Genomic DNA, 18,815 nt, shown 5'->3' with positions numbered 1-18,815 from the left:
TCTATTACGTGCTGAAATCGCTTTAAAATTAGCTACTTCGTTGCTGTTTTCAATTTCACCATAGCGGTGCTATGCTAAAATCTCCAAACAGCCTGATTTTCTTGCGATTGCAACACTTCCCGTAAACACGGGACAGGCTTCACCCCTGACATTGTCAGGACGGAGAAATTCTTTTTCATAATCCGGGTTGAAGCAAAGTATAAGATATCGTTGATTTGGAAGTATTAATTGAGTGATTGATTATGGGTAAGTTATAGCTTAAATTAGCGTGTTTGATGGTTTTTTAATGATTTGGTGTACGACTCTACCTTTGGAATATAAATAGGCTTATAAACTGAATAGGATATTTTTATTTAATAATAAACCAAGCTAACAGCTTATTTTATTGTAATTTTTAATTTATACATGTTAATTTGTGTGTTAAAAATCCAATAAAATGTGTTTTATGAAACAATCTTACATAGTTTTAAGCTTTATTTTTTTACTGATATTACTTCCAACCTGCTTCATCTTCGCTCATAATGAGGTGCTAGACCTTAAGGAACGTGAGTTTGGATATATGTCTAACCGATACAATGACCATCTAGATATAAAACCAGAGCTATATTTCACCGCAGATGAAGTAACCGTCGCTCAGGTATTGTTTCCAGATGCTAGAAACCTTAGTTTTAGTATGACACGTGCTGGAGTGCCAACTTCCATTACTTTTTTAGAATATGTAGTTAATGGGCTTGTTGGTGAGGAGACTTGTTTGACAGCCACAATTTTTGACGAGTATAGAGTCCCATTATTTGGTGTTGAATTGTTCTATGAAGTCAATGGCGTGTTTCAAGGTTCGGCCATTTCTGATGAAAATGGAAGAATAAAAATCTGTCAAACGCCAGTTGTTACGGGTGATTTGGAAGTGGCTGTTTATTTTGAAGGCGGTGAGCCAAAGGAAGCAACCATCGTGGCAGGTATGGTCTCAGAGGATTTGAAGATTGATAGCTTTTGGTTAGTTGATGCCGAATCCAATGTGTTTATGAAGGAATTAAAGGATGGAGTTAAAATCCCTTATTCAACCATTCAAGATAAAAAACTTTCCTTGGTAGTAATCTCGGATCCGGAAATTGTGGGATCTGTGAAAATGGATATGGAATTCTTGACTCAATGTGCTATTTGTGAGGTTGATAGTCATAGCATAACTGAAAACCTTGTACCGTATTCTTTATTTGGTGATGCCAAAGGAAACTATGTAGGCAAGGAATTTTTGCCTGGTTCTTATTCATTAACAGCTACTCCTTATGAGGCAAAGTATCGCACAGGAAATCAGGGAGCTTTGTCCACAATAAATTTTGAAGTAGTTTTTGACAAGTTTATTGATGGTTTCACATTGGTCAATGCCAGTGATGACAAAGATATTCAAGTAATAATGGATGGAGATGTCATTGATTTATCATCGTTTAAAAATGGGAAATTCAATATCAGAGCCAATGTACCCTTTAGTCAAACACAAGGTGGAGTTGGGATGGAGCTTAGTGGTCCTATCAATTTCTCCCAGTTTGAAAAAGTGGAACCTATAGCACTTTTTACAGATGTTGGAGGGGATTATACTGGAAGAGGACTTCCTGAGGGAAAATACACCTTGTCTGCAACTGCTTACCCCTTCAGTTCAAGCATCAATAGGGGGATAGGTGGTGAAACTTTAACAATGGATTTTGAAGTGGTTCAAAATAGTAAAATTGATAAATTTACTTTGATAAATGCGGATACTGACCTAGATATTATGACAATTGTGGAAGGTAGCTACATAGACCTAAAATTATACAAAGATGTCAAACTTAATATTAGAGCCGAAGGTAAGGGGGATAATATAGCGGCAATGACATTTATGCTTTCAGGTACAAAAAATTACAATTGGACAGAAAGAAAGGCCCCTTTTGCGATTTTTGGTGATTCACCAGGCAATGATTACAATGGTAAATATTTCCAAGCAGGAAACTATAAACTAACGGTTAGGCCATACAGTAGTGATAATATGATAGGAGAAGGGCTAACTGTTAACTTTAGTGCTGGCTATGATGCTAATAAAAGCTTAAGGATCGGTAATGAGTTCCTAAATCAGCTCGAGGCCAAGGAAGCTGAAGTTGGTGCTGTTGATCCTTTACAAGAAGAAGACCTTATCGTATATCCACAGCCCTCTCAAAATGTTGTGAACATAAGATATCCATCCTCTCTTAATGAAAATGCAATGGTAATGATATATAAAGGCAATGGCCAATTGATTCACGGTGGACAGATGGGTAACACCTCAAATTTTAATTTTGAAAGTTATGGTTCTGGATTGTACCTCATTCATGTAAACAATGGAGATAATTTAATTTCAAAGAAGGTTTTTATCTATTAAGATATATAAATCAAATAATAATTACATAGGCTCCGGACAATTGTTCGGAGCTATTTTTATGACAGTGTTCAATTTGAACTACTCAGTAGGGTTCATAACAACCTACTTGCCCAATACCTCCCCTGGAAAAGAGTAGAAATTGGTTTTTTTCAACTTTTTACCACCTATATAAAGTTAATCTTTCCTTTTTACAGCTACTTTTCCGGCTTTATTCTTCTTTCGAATCCTGTTTATCAATCTTTTATCGCTTGGATTTCTGCAAGTCTGCAATCAAATGACTCAGTTAAATCATCCAAGTCCAGCCATTTATTGAAAATATTTAAAAAAGTTATTTTTTTTTTAGAAAAACTTTTTGCCCCTTTTTTTTAGATCAGCGACAAAATTCAGAATTCCAAAAGCAATAATCAATTCACCTACTGAAATTACTCAGTTCCTGCTTCATTCTCCGCAGCTTTCTCTGGGAATGAAAAGTTTGTATTTAAGAATTTTATACCGTTTATTATTGAAATGAGATTCATATTTAGAATTTCATTTTGATATATATGAAAATCAAAAAACAAGATTCTTTTAATTGAAATACCGTTTTCAGACTTCATAAATCAAAAATAGTAGGACAAAATTAACAAACACCTCAAATACCGAGGTGAATGTCTAAAACGATAAGATTATAAACTTTAAAATACAACACCATGAAAGCGTTACTTTTCTCCATTTCCTTTCTGATTGTTTTGGCAGCCTCACTTACCAATGTTTTTGCTGCTAACTATTATGTTTCCCATGAAAAAGGAAATGACAACCGGTCTTTAGCTGAAGCTCAAAACCCTGCTACTCCTTGGAAATCTATTGACAAGGTCAATTCACTTTTCAATTACCTAAAGCCAGGAGATGCCATCTTGTTCAATAGAGGTGAAACTTTTTATGGCACACTACATATCAGTGCCTCAGGTTCTGCTAGCTCTCCTATCAAAGTAGGGGCTTACGGTTCGGGAGCCAAGCCTGTAATCACTTCTTTGAAAACCGTGAGTGGTTGGAAGTCTATAGGAAACGGAATTTATGAAAGTACTTCATCCATCAGTACCAGTACCGTTCAAGTGCTTTTGATCAACGGCGAGGCGCATGAGTTGGGAAGGTATCCCAATAGTGATGTTGCCAATGAAGGTTATTTGAATATTGAAGATGTAAGTGGCAACTACCTTCTTTCAAGTAGTGAGCTAGGTGGATCACCTGACTGGAATGGTGGAGAGGTAGTCATCAAAAAAAACCAATGGATAATTGACACTCACCAAATCTCTTCCCACAGCGGAAGTCAGATTCGTTACAATGGAAACATCAGTGCTTATCCAGCTCAAAGAGATTACGGTTTTTTTATTCAGAACCACATCAAGACCCTCGATACCTTTGGAGAATGGTATTTCAATCCTTCTACTAAAAAAATAAACGTTTACTTCGGTAACAGCAATCCTACTTCTATGAAAGTAGAAGTAAGTACTTTAGACAACCTATTAATAAAGGACTACAGAGATGTCAATATCTCTATTGAAAACATCAACTTTAAAGGAGCCAATAAAGACGCCATCAAATTAGAAGGCGGAAACAACATCAAAATTACGAATTCTGAAATCAATTTTTCTGGAGAGAATGGTATCCTTGCATTAGAAGTATTGGATTTGTTGGTAGAAAGAAACAAAATCAGCAATACTTACAACAATGCAATGTACCTAAGATATGGTAATGACAATGCTATAATTAGAGATAATGAAATAACTAAGACGGCGTTGGTCGCTGGGAGAACACAAAATGAAGATGCTGCAGGCATAGGTATATTTGCCTATGGAGAAAATGTATTGGTTCAAAACAATGCCATCATTAATTCAGGCTTCAACGGCATCCAGTTCAATGGAAACTATTCAGTTGTCAAAAATAATTTTGTAGATACTTTTTGCCAGATAAAGGGTGACGGTGGAGGAATTTACACCTTTGGCGGGGTACAATATCAAGGGTATAAAGGCCGTAAAATCGAAGGAAATATCGTAGTTAATAGTATTGGAAGCAAAGGTGGTATTCCTGACAAAGGGGTTAACTACAAGCCTTTGGCTGAAGGCATCTTTCTTGATGATAACTCCAACAACATTGAGATCATTGGCAACACCATTGGCAACACTGAAAACTCTGGATTAAAAATGTCCAATGCTAACAATATCCTTGTTTCAGGCAATACTTTTTTCAACTCTCATTCTTCGTTAACATTAGGAAACAGTGCTATCGGAGAAGACACAAGGGACATTAACGTTGTTAATAATCAGTTCTTTTCAAAAACCCCAGATCAAAATTCTTATTCCATCAAAACTTACAAAGACGACATGCAATCTCTTGGTAGCTTTGATAAAAACTACTTTTTTAGACCTCTTGGTGATGAGTTCAGTATCGAAAATCAATACACAAGAAATGGAAAAAGAGAAGCAGCCATAGACAACCTGGAACAATGGACTGCCAAGTTCGGTAAAGACAAAAACTCTGTAAGTAATACTGTAGAAATTTCCACTTATACCATTACAAAGAAAATTGGCTCTAGTCTTTATGCCAATTCTTCTTTCGATCAAAATGTGAGTGGGGTTTACTGTAGTAATTGCAAACAACAGTGGGAGTCAAATAGTAAGACAAATGGTGGAGCACTTAAAGTTAGCGGTTCTGGATCCAGTGCAGTTAAAATAGTCTTGGGAGGATTGAAGAAGGACAAAACTTACTTATTAAAATTCAATGCCTTGGCTAATAAAGTGGGAAACATTTCGACTTACTTAAGGTACACCGGTAGCCCTTGGGAAAAATTATCTGCCATGACCACGTTGGAAGTAAATACCAGCCTTGATGGTTATGAGGTACTTGTTTCTCCCTATGCAGATGTTAATGATGTATCCCTTTTGATCACTTCTACGGAGGATAACTTCACCTATTGGATGGATGACTTGGAGTTTGTTGAAGTTGAAGCTTCATTTATTAACCCTGAAGAAGAAATCGTATTTGAATACAACCCTACAAAAAGTAGCAAAACTATTGCCTTGTCTGGTGAGTATGTAAATGCCAAGTTGGAGAAATTCTCCGGACAGGTTACTATTCCTGCTTATGGTTCTGTGGTGTTGATCCGTGTGGCTAAAGGAGCTGAGATAGAAGAAAAACCTGAGCTCATCAAAACACCTGAAATTCAATTGGCTATCAAAGAAGACATCACTCAGCTCACCGAAGGCGATAAAGTAACATTGAGCAGTGAGATTACGAATCTGGACAACAACATCGAAAAAGTAGATTTCTATTGTGGTTTGAAATTGGTAGGTTCTTGTGAAGAACTACCTTACCAGGCTGTTATTGAAGAAATTCCTGCTGGTGGAAACTATGTGTGGGCTTCTGTCACTGACAAAGAAGGAAATGTAAGTACTTCTTCTGAAATAGAGTTTACTGCTAAAAACAAAGTGGTAGAAGTTATCGAAAGCAAACCTGTTGAAAATGTAGCTAATGACATATTGGAAGGAACTTATTACCACGTAGGCTACAATGGTACTGTGAATTACGAAGGACAGCAATTCGTAGCTATCAACAAGGAATACATCAAATCATCTGGGGTGAATGTAGCTACCAAGGTATCAGGAAGTGATGAAGTTCTTTTCCAGACTGAAATGTTCAACAAAAACCTCAAGTTTGAAATCCCTTTAGAAAAAGGCACTTACACCATCAAAACATATCACAACGAAATGTATTTTGGAAACGATGGTAAATATGAAAGAGCCGGACTAAGGGTATTTGATATCTCAATTGAAGGAAATGTGGTTAAGAAAAACTTTGATATTTTCCTTGAAAACAAAAATCAGGAAACTACTCTTACTTTTAACACCATCGAGGTAACTGACGGAATACTTGATCTGGAGCTTACTGCTTCTTCAAACAACAGCCTGATCTCTGGAATCGCTATTGTGCCAGTGACAGAGGTAGTCGTTGAAGAAACTCCTGTAGAAGTGCTTGTAGAAACTCCAGCAGAAACACCTAAAACAGAAGGAGCTGCCATACACCTTAACACAACTGCTAAGGAGGCCATTACCTTCCAGAACAATGTTCACGTATCAGCAAGTGAATTCATTACCTCATCTAAATCTAATACGTCTACCAATACAAATGCCAGCAGCGAAAAAATCTTCCAGTCTGAAAGGTATGCTTCTACATTGGATTTCTTAGTACCTGTTGAAAATGGAACTTACACAGTGAAAACTTACCACAATGAGTTGTACTTCGGAAAAGGTGGATCTGCTGCAAGAGCAGGAAGAAGGGTATTTGACATTCTTTTGGAAGGCAATGTGGTCATGGACAATTTTGATATCTATTCTTACAACAACAACCAAGAGACCGTCCTTACTTTTGAAGGGGTACAGGTAGTAGATGGCGTTTTAGACTTGAAATTGATCGCTAGCGCCAACAATGCCTCTATCTCCGGAATATCTATTATCGAAGAAATTGATGAGGTTATTCAGACACCTGGTTCAGAACATCTTTTCTTTTTAAATACTGGTGACAAGTCAGACGCAACATTGAATGGCATCACTTACCTGGCGGAATCCAATACTGAAAGGTTTTACAATGAGGGAACCAACAGCTATGAAAACAATAAAATCGCTGTAGATGAACTTTTCCAATCAGAAAGAAGCGGTAAAAACTTGACCTATACCATTCCTGTACCTAATGGAACTTACACCGTGTTCACCATGCACCATGAATTGTGGTTTGGACATGCCGGTAGTGCTGCTCAAGCTGGAAAAAGGGTTTATGACATCTCTCTTCAGGGCAAGGTATTAAAAAGTGATTTTGACCTTTTTGTTGAAAACAACAATGCACCAACCTTGCTTTCTTTTGAAAACATCGAAGTGACTGATGGTAAACTGGTATTGGAAATGAACGCCAAAGTGAATAATGCAAGCATCTCTGGCATTGCCATCATAGGAAGCGCTGCCAAAGGAGGAAACATCGCCGCTAACCTAAGAACATCTCAAAACTCCTTCAACAGAGGATACAAAGAAATGTACAGCAGGGGTTACAAGGAAATGGATGTGTACACTGAAACTGTTGCAAAAGAAGAGATTCGTATCTTCCCTAATCCTGCCAAGGAAAGAGCTACTTTGGAAATCAACGCTGAAATCGAAAGAGGAAGAGTACTTATCCACAACATGAACGGTCAGTTGGTGAGCCACTTTGACTTGGCCAGCATCAAAACTGAAAACAACCAATTCAATATCCCACTAAACAACCTTACTCAAGGAATGTACCTGGTAAGCATTAGCAACGAACAAACTGTGATCAATAAACAAAGACTAATCGTCAATCCATAAGCAAAGGATTTATCAATCATAAAAGGCTCCCTGATACTATTTCAGGGAGCCTTTTGATTGAAAAGTCAAAAACATTCAAAAGTATTCTATCCATTCATGATAATTGCCATTTATGTGTTTATGAAAACTAGCTTTAATCAAATTTAATTCGCTTTTTTACCAGACATATTTTAAGTTTGTTTATTATGAAAATCTACAGAACTATAAAAGGTATAGTTGTTGAGAAAAACAATCAATTGTACACCCAGCCTAATGAAAATTGGGATGAGTTTATCAATGACGACAATTTGTACAAAAAGCTGGAGGGGATTGTTGAAACAACAGCACCATCGGAGGATGGCCATGTATGGATCAATGAAGGTCTGTTGGCACCGGTAGGGAATCAAGAAGTATGGGCGAGTGGAGTAACCTACTTTAAGAGCAAATTAGGTAGACAGGAAGAATCCAAGGACAGTGGTGGGGGTACCTTTTATGAAAAGGTATACAATGCTGAGCGTCCTGAGTTGTTTATGAAATCCACAGGGCCGAGAGTAAAAGGACATTTAGAGAAAGTAAGGATCAGGAAGGATTCAACTTGGGATGTGCCAGAACCTGAGTTGACCTTATTGGTAAGTTCTTCTGGCAAAATATTAGGATATACCATTGGAAATGACATGAGCTCAAGAAGTATTGAGGGAGAAAATCCTTTATACCTTCCACAGGCAAAAGTGTACAATGGAAGTGCCGCGTTGGGGCCATGTATCTTACTTACAGAAAAAACATTGGCAAAGGATACAGAGATTAAGTTAGAAGTAATCAGAGACAGCAATTTGATCTTTAGTGATGCTATCACCATTGATCAGATCAAAAGAGATTTTGCTGAATTGATCACCTTTCTATATGCTGAATACAGCTTTCCTGTAGGTTCTTTTTTGATGACAGGTACGGGTATTGTGCCGGGTAGTGATTTTACATTGGCATCTCGTGATGTGGTTAAGATTCATATTAACGGTATAGGGACCTTAATAAACACTGTGGAATAATAAAACATTAAACTTTCTGTTTTTATAACTAGTAAAGCTAAAGCATTACTAGTGCGCTAGTTAATCCTACCCATAAATCAAATAGATTTTCAAATCATAATTTTAACTTAATTCTAGGCCTTCAAGTCAATTATTTTACCTAATTTTGAATCCCATAAGAATATAAACAAAATTTCATATAACCATTCTTATGGCTGCGTCTACAAAACACATCTTTATCACCGGAGGAGTTACCTCCTCACTTGGAAAAGGAATTATAGCGGCATCGCTAGCTAAGCTCCTTCAATCAAGGGGTATTTCGGTTACCATCCAAAAATTTGATCCTTATCTGAACATTGATCCGGGAACGTTGAACCCCTATGAGCATGGGGAGTGCTATGTCACCGAAGACGGTGCAGAAACGGACTTAGATCTTGGCCATTATGAAAGGTTTCTAAATGCGACCACTTCTCAGGGTAACAATGTTACCACAGGGAGGATTTATAATAACGTTATTACCAAAGAAAGAAAAGGAGAATACTTAGGTAAGACTGTTCAAGTAATTCCTCATATCACTGATGAGATTAAAAACAATTTTTATAAACTAGGAAGTGAGGGCAAGTATGATGTAATTATTACTGAAATAGGTGGCTGTGTTGGAGATATTGAATCTTTACCATTTGTTGAAGCAGTGAGGCAAGCAAGGTGGGACTTAGGTCCCAATAATTTTTTGGTGATTCACCTAACATTGATTCCTTTCTTATCTGCAGCAAAAGAGCTAAAAACCAAACCTACCCAACATTCTGTCAAACAACTGTTAGAAGCTGGAGTTCAACCAGATATTTTGGTTTGTAGAACAGAGCACCACCTACCAGTTGATGTAAAAAAGAAAATTGCTCAATTTTGCAACGTTCAATTGAACTGTGTGATAGAAGCAATGGATGCCGATTCAATCTACGATGTTCCTTTACTGATGAAGAAGGAACGACTTGATGAGCGGGTGATGACCAAGTTGAAAATCACATCCAAAACAAATACCGAACTTGAGCAGTGGAAAGAATTTTTGGGTAAGCTCAAAAATCCTACCATGGAGGTGGATATAGCCCTTATAGGGAAATATGTTTCACTACCCGATGCTTATAAGTCCATCATTGAATCCTTTATTCATGCAGGTACCTCCTTGGAGTGTAAAGTAAACCTTCACCTGGTATCTTCTGAAGAATTAAATGAAGGGAATATTGCTAAAAAGCTGGAATTCATAGACGGGGTTCTTGTCGCTCCAGGGTTTGGAGTGAGAGGCTTGGAAGGTAAACTTATAGCAACTGAATACGCCAGAGAAAATTTAATTCCCTTCTTTGGCATTTGCTTGGGAATGCAGGTTGCTGTTATTGAGTTCGCAAGAAATGTCTTGGGTTTGAAAGATGCTTCGTCTACCGAATCGGATCCGGATTGCAAAGACCCTGTTATTTTCCTTATGGAAGAACAAAAAGGGGTGAAGCAAATGGGAGGAACAATGCGACTTGGGGCTTATCCATGTGAAATGAAAAAAGGTTCCAAAGCATATACTGCTTATGGCAAATCAAAAATCACAGAAAGACATAGACACAGGTATGAGTTCAATAACAAATACCTTAAGGTTTTTGAAGAGCATGGGATGATAGCTACAGGAAAAAATCCTGACAAGGGTTTGGTGGAGATTATTGAGTTGAAAGACCATCCTTGGTTTGTAGGAACACAATTTCACCCTGAATATAAAAGTACTGTCCTGAACCCTCATCCTCTATTTGTGAGGTTTATCAAAGCGGTAAGTGACAATAAAAGGAATAAATCGTAAAATAATTATTTAGTGACAGGTAATTAAACCTGTATTAAACAACCGATTGAATTATGGATAAAAATCAAGCGACAGGACTCATTCTTTTCGCAGCGGTAATTTTGGTTTATTCGCTCTTTTTTGCGAGTGATCCACAACCAGTTATCGAACCTCAAACAACCAATGGTAGTACTCAGGTACAATCCAATGCGATCGAGACGGATCAGGACCTTGGGCAGGTTGACAATGCAATTAATGATAGCCTAAGTAATTTGGCTGCAAAGCAAAAGTATGGTGATTTTTCTGACCTTGTTAAAGGACAGGAAACTGCCACTGTATTGGAGAATGAAAATATAAAAATTACGCTTTCCAACAAAGGTGGAGAAATTCAAAAAGTAGAGGTTAAAGGTTTTAAAACTTATGACCAAAAACCTTTAATCTTATTTGATAGCGAAACTGGAAAATTAGATTATAAAATTAATTCTACTCAAGGTAATTTGAGTTTGAATGACCTTTATTTTGTAGTGAAAGAATCTAGTGAAGCAGTAGATGGAGTACAAGTTAGTACTGTCACCTTTACAGCCATTGCAGGGTCTGGAAGTATTGTTAGAAAATATCAGCTGCCTCCTACTGGGTATGAGCTCTCTCATAAAATCCAAGGAGCTGGACTGGAAAGCTTAATCAGTGATGATGTATTGACAATTAACTGGCAGAGTGAACTCCAAAGGCTAGAAGAAGATATGGGTGAATCCAGAAGGAAAACCTATATGAATTTCTATACTGCAGATGAAACTTACGATTACTTGTCCACTGGAGAAGGAGATGATGCAGAACAGATAGGAGAGCCTTTGAAATGGGTTGCCTTCAAACAACGGTTTTTCACTACCGGAATTATTGCTAAAAACCAGTTTAACAGTGGTAACCTGGCGCAAGAGACTCCTTTGGATTCCTCTTTTGTTAAGAACATGTCTGCCACCTTATTGCTTCCTATAAACGGAGAGGTAAGTTATTATTTTGGACCGAACAATTATAAAATTCTAAAAAATGTAACCCCTGAGTTCGATAAGAATGTGGACATGGGGTATATTTTTGTGAGTTGGGTCAATAAATACATTATTGTCAATTTGTTCCACTGGTTGGAAAATTTCTTTGACAATTATGGTGTGATAATAATATTGATTGTCTTCATTATCAAATTGTTCCTTTTGCCTTTGACTTACAAGTCTTACATTGGAATGGCTAAGATGAGGGTGATTAAACCGGAAATAGATGAGTTAAAAGAAAAGTACGGAGAAGACCAAACCAAGATGCAGCAAGAACAGATGAAACTGTTCAGCCAACTTGGTGTAAGCCCAATTTCAGGTTGTCTGCCTATGGTGCTTCAGATGCCTTTCTTATTGGCCATGTTCTTTTTCTTCCCTAATTCAATTGAATTGAGGCAAGAGTCCTTCCTTTGGGCGCATGATTTGTCAACTTATGACTCTATTTTAAACCTTCCCTTTACGATTCCATTTTATGGGGATCATGTGAGTTTGTTTACACTGCTAATGACAGTGTCTCAAATTGCTTACACTCATTTCAATAACCAATTGACTACCGCCCAAGGGCCGATGAAAAATATAGGTTATGTTATGCCAGTGGTGTTTATGTTTGTTTTAAACTCATTCCCTGCTGCACTTAGTTTCTATTATTTCGTGTCTAATATGGTGACTTTCGGTCAGCAGTATTTGATCAAACAATTTGTCGATGATGATAAAATCAGAGCCAAAGTGGAAGAAAGCAAGCTTAAAAATGCGAATAAGAAGAAATCTAAGTTTCAAATGAAAATTGAACAAGCCATGAAGGCTTCAGAGAATAACAAAACTGAAACTAAAAAGAGAAAAGGTAAAGGAAAGTAATTTTTCTTCCCTTTTATACTAAACTTGGAATAGATAATAGAATTCATAATTGATTGTTTACTTACTATTTTGAGAGAAAAGGCATGGATGATTCCATGCCTTTTTTTTATCCATTAATGGCTCATACCGCTCGGAATGCTTTTCCTGTGAAAATAATTTATCTCGGATTTGAGAATAGGGTTATTAGTGATTGATTTTAAAGCGATTTCAGCACGTAATAGATTGTCTATTGCATATTTCGGGTTAAATTTATAGCTATTGAATGTAGGTTGTTTTAATATTTCGAAGTACTGCTTAATTTAATTGTCGCTGATAGAAATCTTATTATTGGCATAGCTGTCATTAGGTGGCTTGCCTCTATAAATAAACAATAATTGTAAAATTGGAAATCAGATAATCATTGGCATATGTAGTGAAAAACAATTCATTTTTTAGCTTGAATAAAAATTAAGTAGTTATGATAAATCATAACGTTATCAGGGGTTTAGCAGGTGGTATTAACAAACAATTGATTTGAAAAAGTAAAAAAAGTCCAACTATTGTTCTTTGTCCCCAAGTGAATATTTTTCAGGTTTGGGTTTTTAAACTGACGGATCAAGGAATCATGCTGGCCATAGTTCGGATTAAAATGATATATTTGTAATCGCATGAAAAATCGAAATTCAAAATAATCTATGATTGAACTGAAGTATTTTGGTCATTCGACTTTCTTGGTGGATTTAGGAGATAAAACGATTTTATTTGACCCTTTTATTTCACCAAATCCACTAGCCTCTGACATAGAAATCGATAAGATTACCACTGACTTTGTATTGGTTAGCCATGGACATGAATACCATGTATTTGACGTTGAAAGGATTGTAAATAACAATGAAGCCACTTTGGTGTCTAATTTTGAGATCGTCACCTGGTTTAAAAACAGAGGGATTAAGAAGGTGTTTGGTATGAATCATGGAGGTGCCAAGGATTTTGATTTTGGGACGGTGAAATATGTCAATGCAGTGTACAGTAGTTCACTTCCGGATGGATCTTATGGGGGGAATCCCGGAGGTTTCGTAGTGGCTTCAGATCAAGGCACCTTTTATTATGCCGGTGATACCACCTTAAGTTACGACATGAAATTAATTGGAGAATCCTTTGACATTGATTTTGCAATTTTACCAATTGGGGATAACTTTACCATAGGTATTACGGATGCATTGAAAGCTGCTGAATTTGTGGGGACGGATAAAATTATAGGCATGCACTATGATACATTTGAACCAATTGAAATAAATAAAGAAGCAGCAAAAACTGAAGCAGTGGGCCGTGGGAAAGAATTGATTTTGCTAAACATAGGAGAAAGTATTTCGCTATAAAAGACAATGGGAAAAGTAATCGCAATAGCTAATCAAAAAGGAGGAGTAGGGAAAACCACTACTGCCATGAACCTAGCAGCCAGTTTAGCTGTGTTGGAGTACAAAACCTTGGTGATCGACGCAGATCCTCAAGCCAATACTACATCTGGCCTGGGCTTTGATCCTAAGGAAATAGAGATAAGTATTTACGAATGCATGGTAAATGAAAATGATATCAATGAAATCATTATTTCGACTGAAATTGATCATTTGGACTTGGTACCTTCACATATAGATCTTGTAGGTGCGGAAGTAGAAATGGTTAACCTGGAAGATAGAGAGGAAAAGATGCGTGGGGTTATTCAGGAAATCAGGGATCGATATGATTTTATTATCATTGACTGTTCACCATCTCTTGGTTTAATAACAATTAATGCGCTTACTGCTGCCAATTCGGTGGTCATTCCCGTGCAGTGTGAATATTTCGCACTTGAAGGATTGGGTAAGCTATTAAATACCATAAAGATTATTCAAACCAGATTGAATCCAGAACTTGAGATAGAAGGCATACTATTAACCATGTATGACGTTAGATTAAGACTATCCAATCAAGTAGTAGAAGAAGTCCGTATGCATTTCAAAGACATGACTTTCGATACGATCATTCCTAGGAATGTGAAACTGAGTGAATCACCAAGTTTTGGTATGCCAGTTGTCGCTTTTGATGCAACCGGTAAAGGGGCCGTAGCCTACTTGAATTTGGCCAATGAAATTGCCACTAAAAATGGATTGGCAAAAGAAAATTGAATAAAATAGAACAATGGCTGTCAATAAAACAAATAGTAAAAAAAGAGGAGCTTTAGGGAAAGGATTAGGAGCATTATTAAAAGATTCTCCTCAGAAGGATAAAAGTACTGAAGCTGAAGAAGATAAAATGCCTGTTGCAGGGATTTTTGAAATTTCATTGTCAGATGTACAAGTTAACCCCTACCAACCCAGAACACATTTTGATAAAACAGCGCTGGAAGAACTAGCAGAATCTATCAGAGTTCAGGGTATTATTCAGCCGATTACGGTAAGAAGGCTTGCTGATAATGAGTACCAATTAATATCAGGTGAAAGAAGGTTTCAAGCGTCCAAATTAGCTGGGCTAGAGATGATTCCTGCCTATATTCGGACAGCCAATGACCAGCAAATGCTGGAAATGGCCCTGATCGAAAACATTCAAAGAGAAAACCTTAATGCCCTTGAAATTGCCCATTCTTACCAAAGACTTTTGGCCGAATGTGACCTCAAGCAGGAGCAATTGGGTGATAGGGTAGGTAAAAACCGTACCACAGTCAACAATTACCTTCGCTTATTAAAATTACCGCCAGATATTCAGGCTGGTATAAGGGATCAAAAAATAAGCATGGGGCATGCCAGAGCATTGATCAATATAGAAGATGTAGACAAGCAACTGGCTATTTTCAAAAAAACCATTGAGGAGGAGTTAAGTGTTCGTAAGGTAGAAGCCCTTGTAAAGGAGCTCAATGATGGTGCCCCTCAAAAGCCCACCAAGGAGTCTGAAAGCCTTGATCCCGTAAAAAAATATGAGATAAATAAGCTTCAACAAAAATTAGCTTCCCATTTTGGAACCAAAGTTTCGTTGAAATCTGATAAAAAAGATAAAGGCGAAATCAAAATTCCTTTTCATTCAACCAGTGACCTTAACAGGATTCTTGAAATTCTTGAATTGATATAAGTGAAATGCCGGGATTTCTTTATGGCAGATAAAACTAGTCTCCAACCAAAGCTTATGCGCCTTGCTTTAGGACTGTTATGCCTTTTTTTTGTGCATTCAAGTATTGCTCAAGAAGAGGATTTTAACGCGTCCCTAACTGATAGTATAGGAAATGAGGCACCTACAAATGTTAAAAATCCTAAAAAAGCGATCTATTTGGCCCTAATGTTTCCCGGAGCAGGCCAGGTTTATAATGAAAAAGTCTGGAAATTACCTTTACTTTACAGTGGTGTTTCGGCAGCTGTGTATTTTTTGAATTTTAATAATAGAAGGTACAAGGAGTTTATCGTAGCACTTGATATCGTTAGAGAAGGAACTGAGGCCAATCCCTTTCCAAATTTAAATGAGGATGGAATCATTAGAAACGTCGAATACTGGAGAAGAAATAGGGATGCAATGTATATGGTTTTTGGAGCAATATATGCTTTGGGAGCGGTAGATGCTTTTGTAGACGCACACCTTTCAGGATTTGACGTTAGCGATGACCTTACCTTTAAACTTGAACCAAGTATGGAGCCTTTATTAGCCAATAACAGTGCAATAGGGCTTTCATTTAAAATTAAATTTTAATATGAATATTCTGATATTAGGATATGGTAAAATGGGAAAAATTATTTCCCAAATGGCCGAAGAAAGAGGCCATCGCATAGTCGCCAAAATTAATATTGAAAATGTTGCAGACTTAGATCATTTGGACACAAATGAAATAGATGTAGCTATCGAATTTAGTCAGCCGAGTTCAGCAGTTGGAAACATTACCTGGTGCATGCAACATGGCGTTCCTGTCGTTGTAGGTACTACAGGTTGGATGGATGACAAGGATGGAGTAACTAACCTTTGTAAACAGAAGGATGGGGCTCTTTTTTACAGTTCAAATTTTAGCATAGGCGTAAATATATTTTTTAAAGTCAATGCTTTTCTTGCTAAACTAATGAATGACCAAGAGGCCTACAAGGCAACTCTTGAGGAAATACACCATACAGAGAAAAAAGACGCTCCTAGTGGTACGGCCATTACCTTGGCTGAAGGACTAATTGACAATAACCATAGGTATACTGATTGGGAGTTACAAAGTGATAGCACTCAACCAAAAGAAAGAACTTTACCTATCACCTCCAAAAGAATAGACCCTGCTCCAGGGACACATATTGTGTCTTATAAATCTGAAATTGATGACATTACCATTAACCATACCGCTCACAATAGAAAGGGTTTTGCCCTTGGAGCAGTTTTGGTGGCCGAATGGCTGCCTGGTAAAAAGGGAGTTTTATCAATGAATGATTTTTTGGATTTTTAACTACACAAAAATGAATCAAGAAAAAAACAAAAAATCAGCCTCCAGAGAATGGATAGATGCATTGCTTTTTGCAGTCATTGCAGCCAGTTTGATAAGGTGGTTATTATTGGAACCTTTTACCATTCCTACTGCCTCTATGGAAAAATCCCTTTTAGTAGGTGACTTTCTATTTGTAAGTAAGATGCATTATGGAACTAGGGTACCCAAAACCATCCTCCAGGTTCCATTGACCCATCAGAAAATTTGGGGAACGGACCTAAAGTCCTATTCAGAGGCTATTCAATTGCCTTACTATAGACTTCCTGGGTTTACTTCTATTAAAAGAAATGATGTAGTGGTCTTTAATTTCCCTGAAGAATTTCAATATCCTGTTGATTTAAAAACCAACTATATAAAACGGGCAATTGCAATTCCTGGCGATGTTCTGGAAATTAAAGAGGCTCAATTGTATGTAAATGGCCAACCTAGTGAAAACCCTGAAGAAATGCAGTTTTCCTATGACGTCATCGTCAATAGGCCTCTAAACGACGAGTTCTTTGATCGGTATGGTATTAATCCGGATAGTTATTATCCTTTTTCTGATAACTCCGGCTACTTTGTCTTTGCAACTGATGAAATGATAAAGGAACTTGAAAAATCACCCGCCATTTCGTCCATTCAAAAGAGAATTAGTAAACCAGGTCAAGGGGATTCTAATATTTTCCCTGATGGAACCTATTATAAGTGGAATAAAGATAATTTCGGTCCATTAGAGGTACCTGCCAAAGGGCAAACAATCGCACTTACTGAAGACAATGTAAGAAGGTACTCTTTCACGATTGAGAAATATGAAGGCCATGAAAGTGTTACAGTGGAAGACAATAAATTGTTTATAGATGGTGTGGAACAAGAATCCTATACCTTCAAACAAAATTATTATTTCATGATGGGGGACAATAGACATGATTCACTGGATTCTAGGTTTTGGGGTTTTGTGCCTGAAGATCATGTAGTGGGTAAGGCATGGTTCTTATGGCTATCCTTAGAAAAACACAAGTCTATGTTTAATAAGATTAGGTGGGATAGATTCTTTAAGTCCATCGATTAATCACAAGTTTGAGTCCTAAATTGCTTTCAATGAGGGATAGACTTTTAACCAATAACCCCAGATTAGTACTTAATCTGGGGTTATTGGTTTAAGAACAGTGAATTGCTGTAACTGTCCATTTTCGGTGTTTTTAATAGAACTTATTAAACCTTCACCATTTTATTGCTGGCTTGCCATGGGCTTCTAAATAAGCATTGGCTTGGCTAAAATGTTGGCATCCTAAAAAGCCTCGATGAGCCGAAAGGGGACTTGGATGTGGTGATTGTAGCTTTAAGTGCTTGTCCGAATGAATTACAGTAGCCTTTTTCTGTGCATAAGCCCCCCAAAGAAGAAAAACCAAGTTAGACTTTTTGGAAGCAAGTTTCTCTATGACTGCGCTGGTAAATGTCTCCCAACCTTTTTTCTGGTGACTTCCGGCTTTGTGTGCTTCTACTGTAAGGGTAGCGTTTAGTAAGAGAACACCTTGCTTGGCCCATCTTTCTAAGTTTCCGTCAGATGGGAAAGGTAAGTCAAGGTCGCTTTTTAATTCTTTAAAAATATTCTTAAGTGAAGGAGGAATGGGTACGCCTTCCTTTACAGAAAAAGACAGTCCATGTGCTTGATTTTCTCCATGATAGGGGTCTTGGCCTAAAATCACAACCTTTACTTTGTCTACAGGACACAATTCAAAAGCTTTAAATATTGAATTGGCTTTTGGGTAGATTGTTTTTGTTTCATATTCAGCTTTTACAAAGCTTGCCAATGCAGCAAAGTAAGGCTTGTTAAATTCATTCCCTAGCAATTGTTTCCAACTATTTTCTATTTTGACATTCATTAATAAGTTTTCTATTGGTATATTTGACTCAAT

At 37.2% G+C, this 18,815-nt stretch carries 12 protein-coding genes; 11 read left to right on the top strand and 1 reads right to left on the bottom strand.

Translation table 11 applies throughout. The features are described from left to right. Nucleotides 1-445: 445 nt before the first annotated feature. From CA2015_RS21535 to lepB, 11 genes are all read left to right on the top strand, one after another. Entirely contained in the window at nucleotides 446-2,386 is a 1,941-nt protein-coding gene (locus tag CA2015_RS21535) for a T9SS type A sorting domain-containing protein (protein WP_048643765.1), read from the top strand. Nucleotides 2,387-3,075: 689 nt separating this feature from the next. Beyond that, nucleotides 3,076-7,752 (top strand): malectin domain-containing carbohydrate-binding protein, encoded by a 4,677-nt coding sequence (locus tag CA2015_RS21530; RefSeq protein ID WP_048643764.1) that lies wholly within the window; start codon nucleotides 3,076-3,078, stop codon nucleotides 7,750-7,752. A gap of 185 nt (nucleotides 7,753-7,937) precedes the next feature. Beyond that, a complete protein-coding gene (locus tag CA2015_RS21525; RefSeq protein ID WP_048643763.1) occupies nucleotides 7,938-8,774 on the top strand; it encodes a fumarylacetoacetate hydrolase family protein in 837 nt (278 codons plus the stop codon). Nucleotides 8,775-8,964: 190 nt separating this feature from the next. Next, nucleotides 8,965-10,587, top strand: coding sequence for a CTP synthase (locus tag CA2015_RS21520; RefSeq protein WP_048643762.1), 1,623 nt, complete (start codon nucleotides 8,965-8,967; stop codon nucleotides 10,585-10,587). Between the two features lie 53 nt (nucleotides 10,588-10,640). Further along, nucleotides 10,641-12,464, top strand: coding sequence for a membrane protein insertase YidC (gene yidC, locus CA2015_RS21515; RefSeq protein ID WP_048643761.1), 1,824 nt, complete (start codon nucleotides 10,641-10,643; stop codon nucleotides 12,462-12,464). Nucleotides 12,465-13,138: 674 nt separating this feature from the next. Continuing rightward, the gene (locus CA2015_RS21510; protein ID WP_205749785.1) at nucleotides 13,139-13,822 is read left to right on the top strand and encodes a metal-dependent hydrolase; all 684 of its coding nucleotides are present in this window, start codon (nucleotides 13,139-13,141) and stop codon (nucleotides 13,820-13,822) included. A gap of 6 nt (nucleotides 13,823-13,828) precedes the next feature. Then, the gene (locus CA2015_RS21505) at nucleotides 13,829-14,608 is read left to right on the top strand and encodes a ParA family protein (RefSeq protein WP_048643760.1); all 780 of its coding nucleotides are present in this window, start codon (nucleotides 13,829-13,831) and stop codon (nucleotides 14,606-14,608) included. A 13-nt stretch (nucleotides 14,609-14,621) separates the two neighbouring features. Next, complete coding sequence (locus tag CA2015_RS21500) at nucleotides 14,622-15,545, top strand: ParB/RepB/Spo0J family partition protein (protein ID WP_048643759.1); 924 nt, start codon at nucleotides 14,622-14,624, stop codon at nucleotides 15,543-15,545. A gap of 21 nt (nucleotides 15,546-15,566) precedes the next feature. Then, the gene (locus tag CA2015_RS21495; RefSeq protein WP_048643758.1) at nucleotides 15,567-16,154 is read left to right on the top strand and encodes a DUF5683 domain-containing protein; all 588 of its coding nucleotides are present in this window, start codon (nucleotides 15,567-15,569) and stop codon (nucleotides 16,152-16,154) included. 1 nt (nucleotide 16,155) lies between these two features. After that, nucleotides 16,156-16,881 (top strand): 4-hydroxy-tetrahydrodipicolinate reductase, encoded by a 726-nt coding sequence (dapB, locus tag CA2015_RS21490; RefSeq protein WP_048643757.1) that lies wholly within the window; start codon nucleotides 16,156-16,158, stop codon nucleotides 16,879-16,881. Between the two features lie 10 nt (nucleotides 16,882-16,891). Further along, nucleotides 16,892-17,968, top strand: a complete 1,077-nt coding sequence (lepB, locus tag CA2015_RS21485; protein WP_048644681.1) for a signal peptidase I — start codon at nucleotides 16,892-16,894, stop codon at nucleotides 17,966-17,968. 151 nt (nucleotides 17,969-18,119) lie between these two features. On the opposite strand, the gene ung is transcribed toward lepB, so the two are convergent. Beyond that, a complete protein-coding gene (gene ung, locus CA2015_RS21480; protein WP_048643756.1) occupies nucleotides 18,120-18,782 on the bottom strand; it encodes a uracil-DNA glycosylase in 663 nt (220 codons plus the stop codon). Nucleotides 18,783-18,815: the final 33 nt, after the last annotated feature.

Source organism: Cyclobacterium amurskyense (assembly GCF_001050135.1).
Taxonomy (GTDB): domain Bacteria; phylum Bacteroidota; class Bacteroidia; order Cytophagales; family Cyclobacteriaceae; genus Cyclobacterium; species Cyclobacterium amurskyense.
This window is presented reverse-complemented; position numbering and strand designations above follow the sequence as displayed.

Bases quoted from the DNA above. Each gene is read 5' to 3' on its own strand.
- CA2015_RS21535 (WP_048643765.1), top strand. From the start codon at position 446: ATGAAACAATCTTACATAGTTTTAAGCTTTATTTTTTTACTGATATTA.
- CA2015_RS21530 (WP_048643764.1), top strand. From the start codon at position 3,076: ATGAAAGCGTTACTTTTCTCCATTTCCTTTCTGATTGTTTTGGCAGCC.
- CA2015_RS21525 (WP_048643763.1), top strand. From the start codon at position 7,938: ATGAAAATCTACAGAACTATAAAAGGTATAGTTGTTGAGAAAAACAAT.
- CA2015_RS21520 (WP_048643762.1), top strand. From the start codon at position 8,965: ATGGCTGCGTCTACAAAACACATCTTTATCACCGGAGGAGTTACCTCC.
- yidC (WP_048643761.1), top strand. From the start codon at position 10,641: ATGGATAAAAATCAAGCGACAGGACTCATTCTTTTCGCAGCGGTAATT.
- CA2015_RS21510 (WP_205749785.1), top strand. From the start codon at position 13,139: ATGATTGAACTGAAGTATTTTGGTCATTCGACTTTCTTGGTGGATTTA.
- CA2015_RS21505 (WP_048643760.1), top strand. From the start codon at position 13,829: ATGGGAAAAGTAATCGCAATAGCTAATCAAAAAGGAGGAGTAGGGAAA.
- CA2015_RS21500 (WP_048643759.1), top strand. From the start codon at position 14,622: ATGGCTGTCAATAAAACAAATAGTAAAAAAAGAGGAGCTTTAGGGAAA.
- CA2015_RS21495 (WP_048643758.1), top strand. From the start codon at position 15,567: ATGGCAGATAAAACTAGTCTCCAACCAAAGCTTATGCGCCTTGCTTTA.
- dapB (WP_048643757.1), top strand. From the start codon at position 16,156: ATGAATATTCTGATATTAGGATATGGTAAAATGGGAAAAATTATTTCC.
- lepB (WP_048644681.1), top strand. From the start codon at position 16,892: ATGAATCAAGAAAAAAACAAAAAATCAGCCTCCAGAGAATGGATAGAT.
- ung (WP_048643756.1), bottom strand. From the start codon at position 18,782: ATGAATGTCAAAATAGAAAATAGTTGGAAACAATTGCTAGGGAATGAA.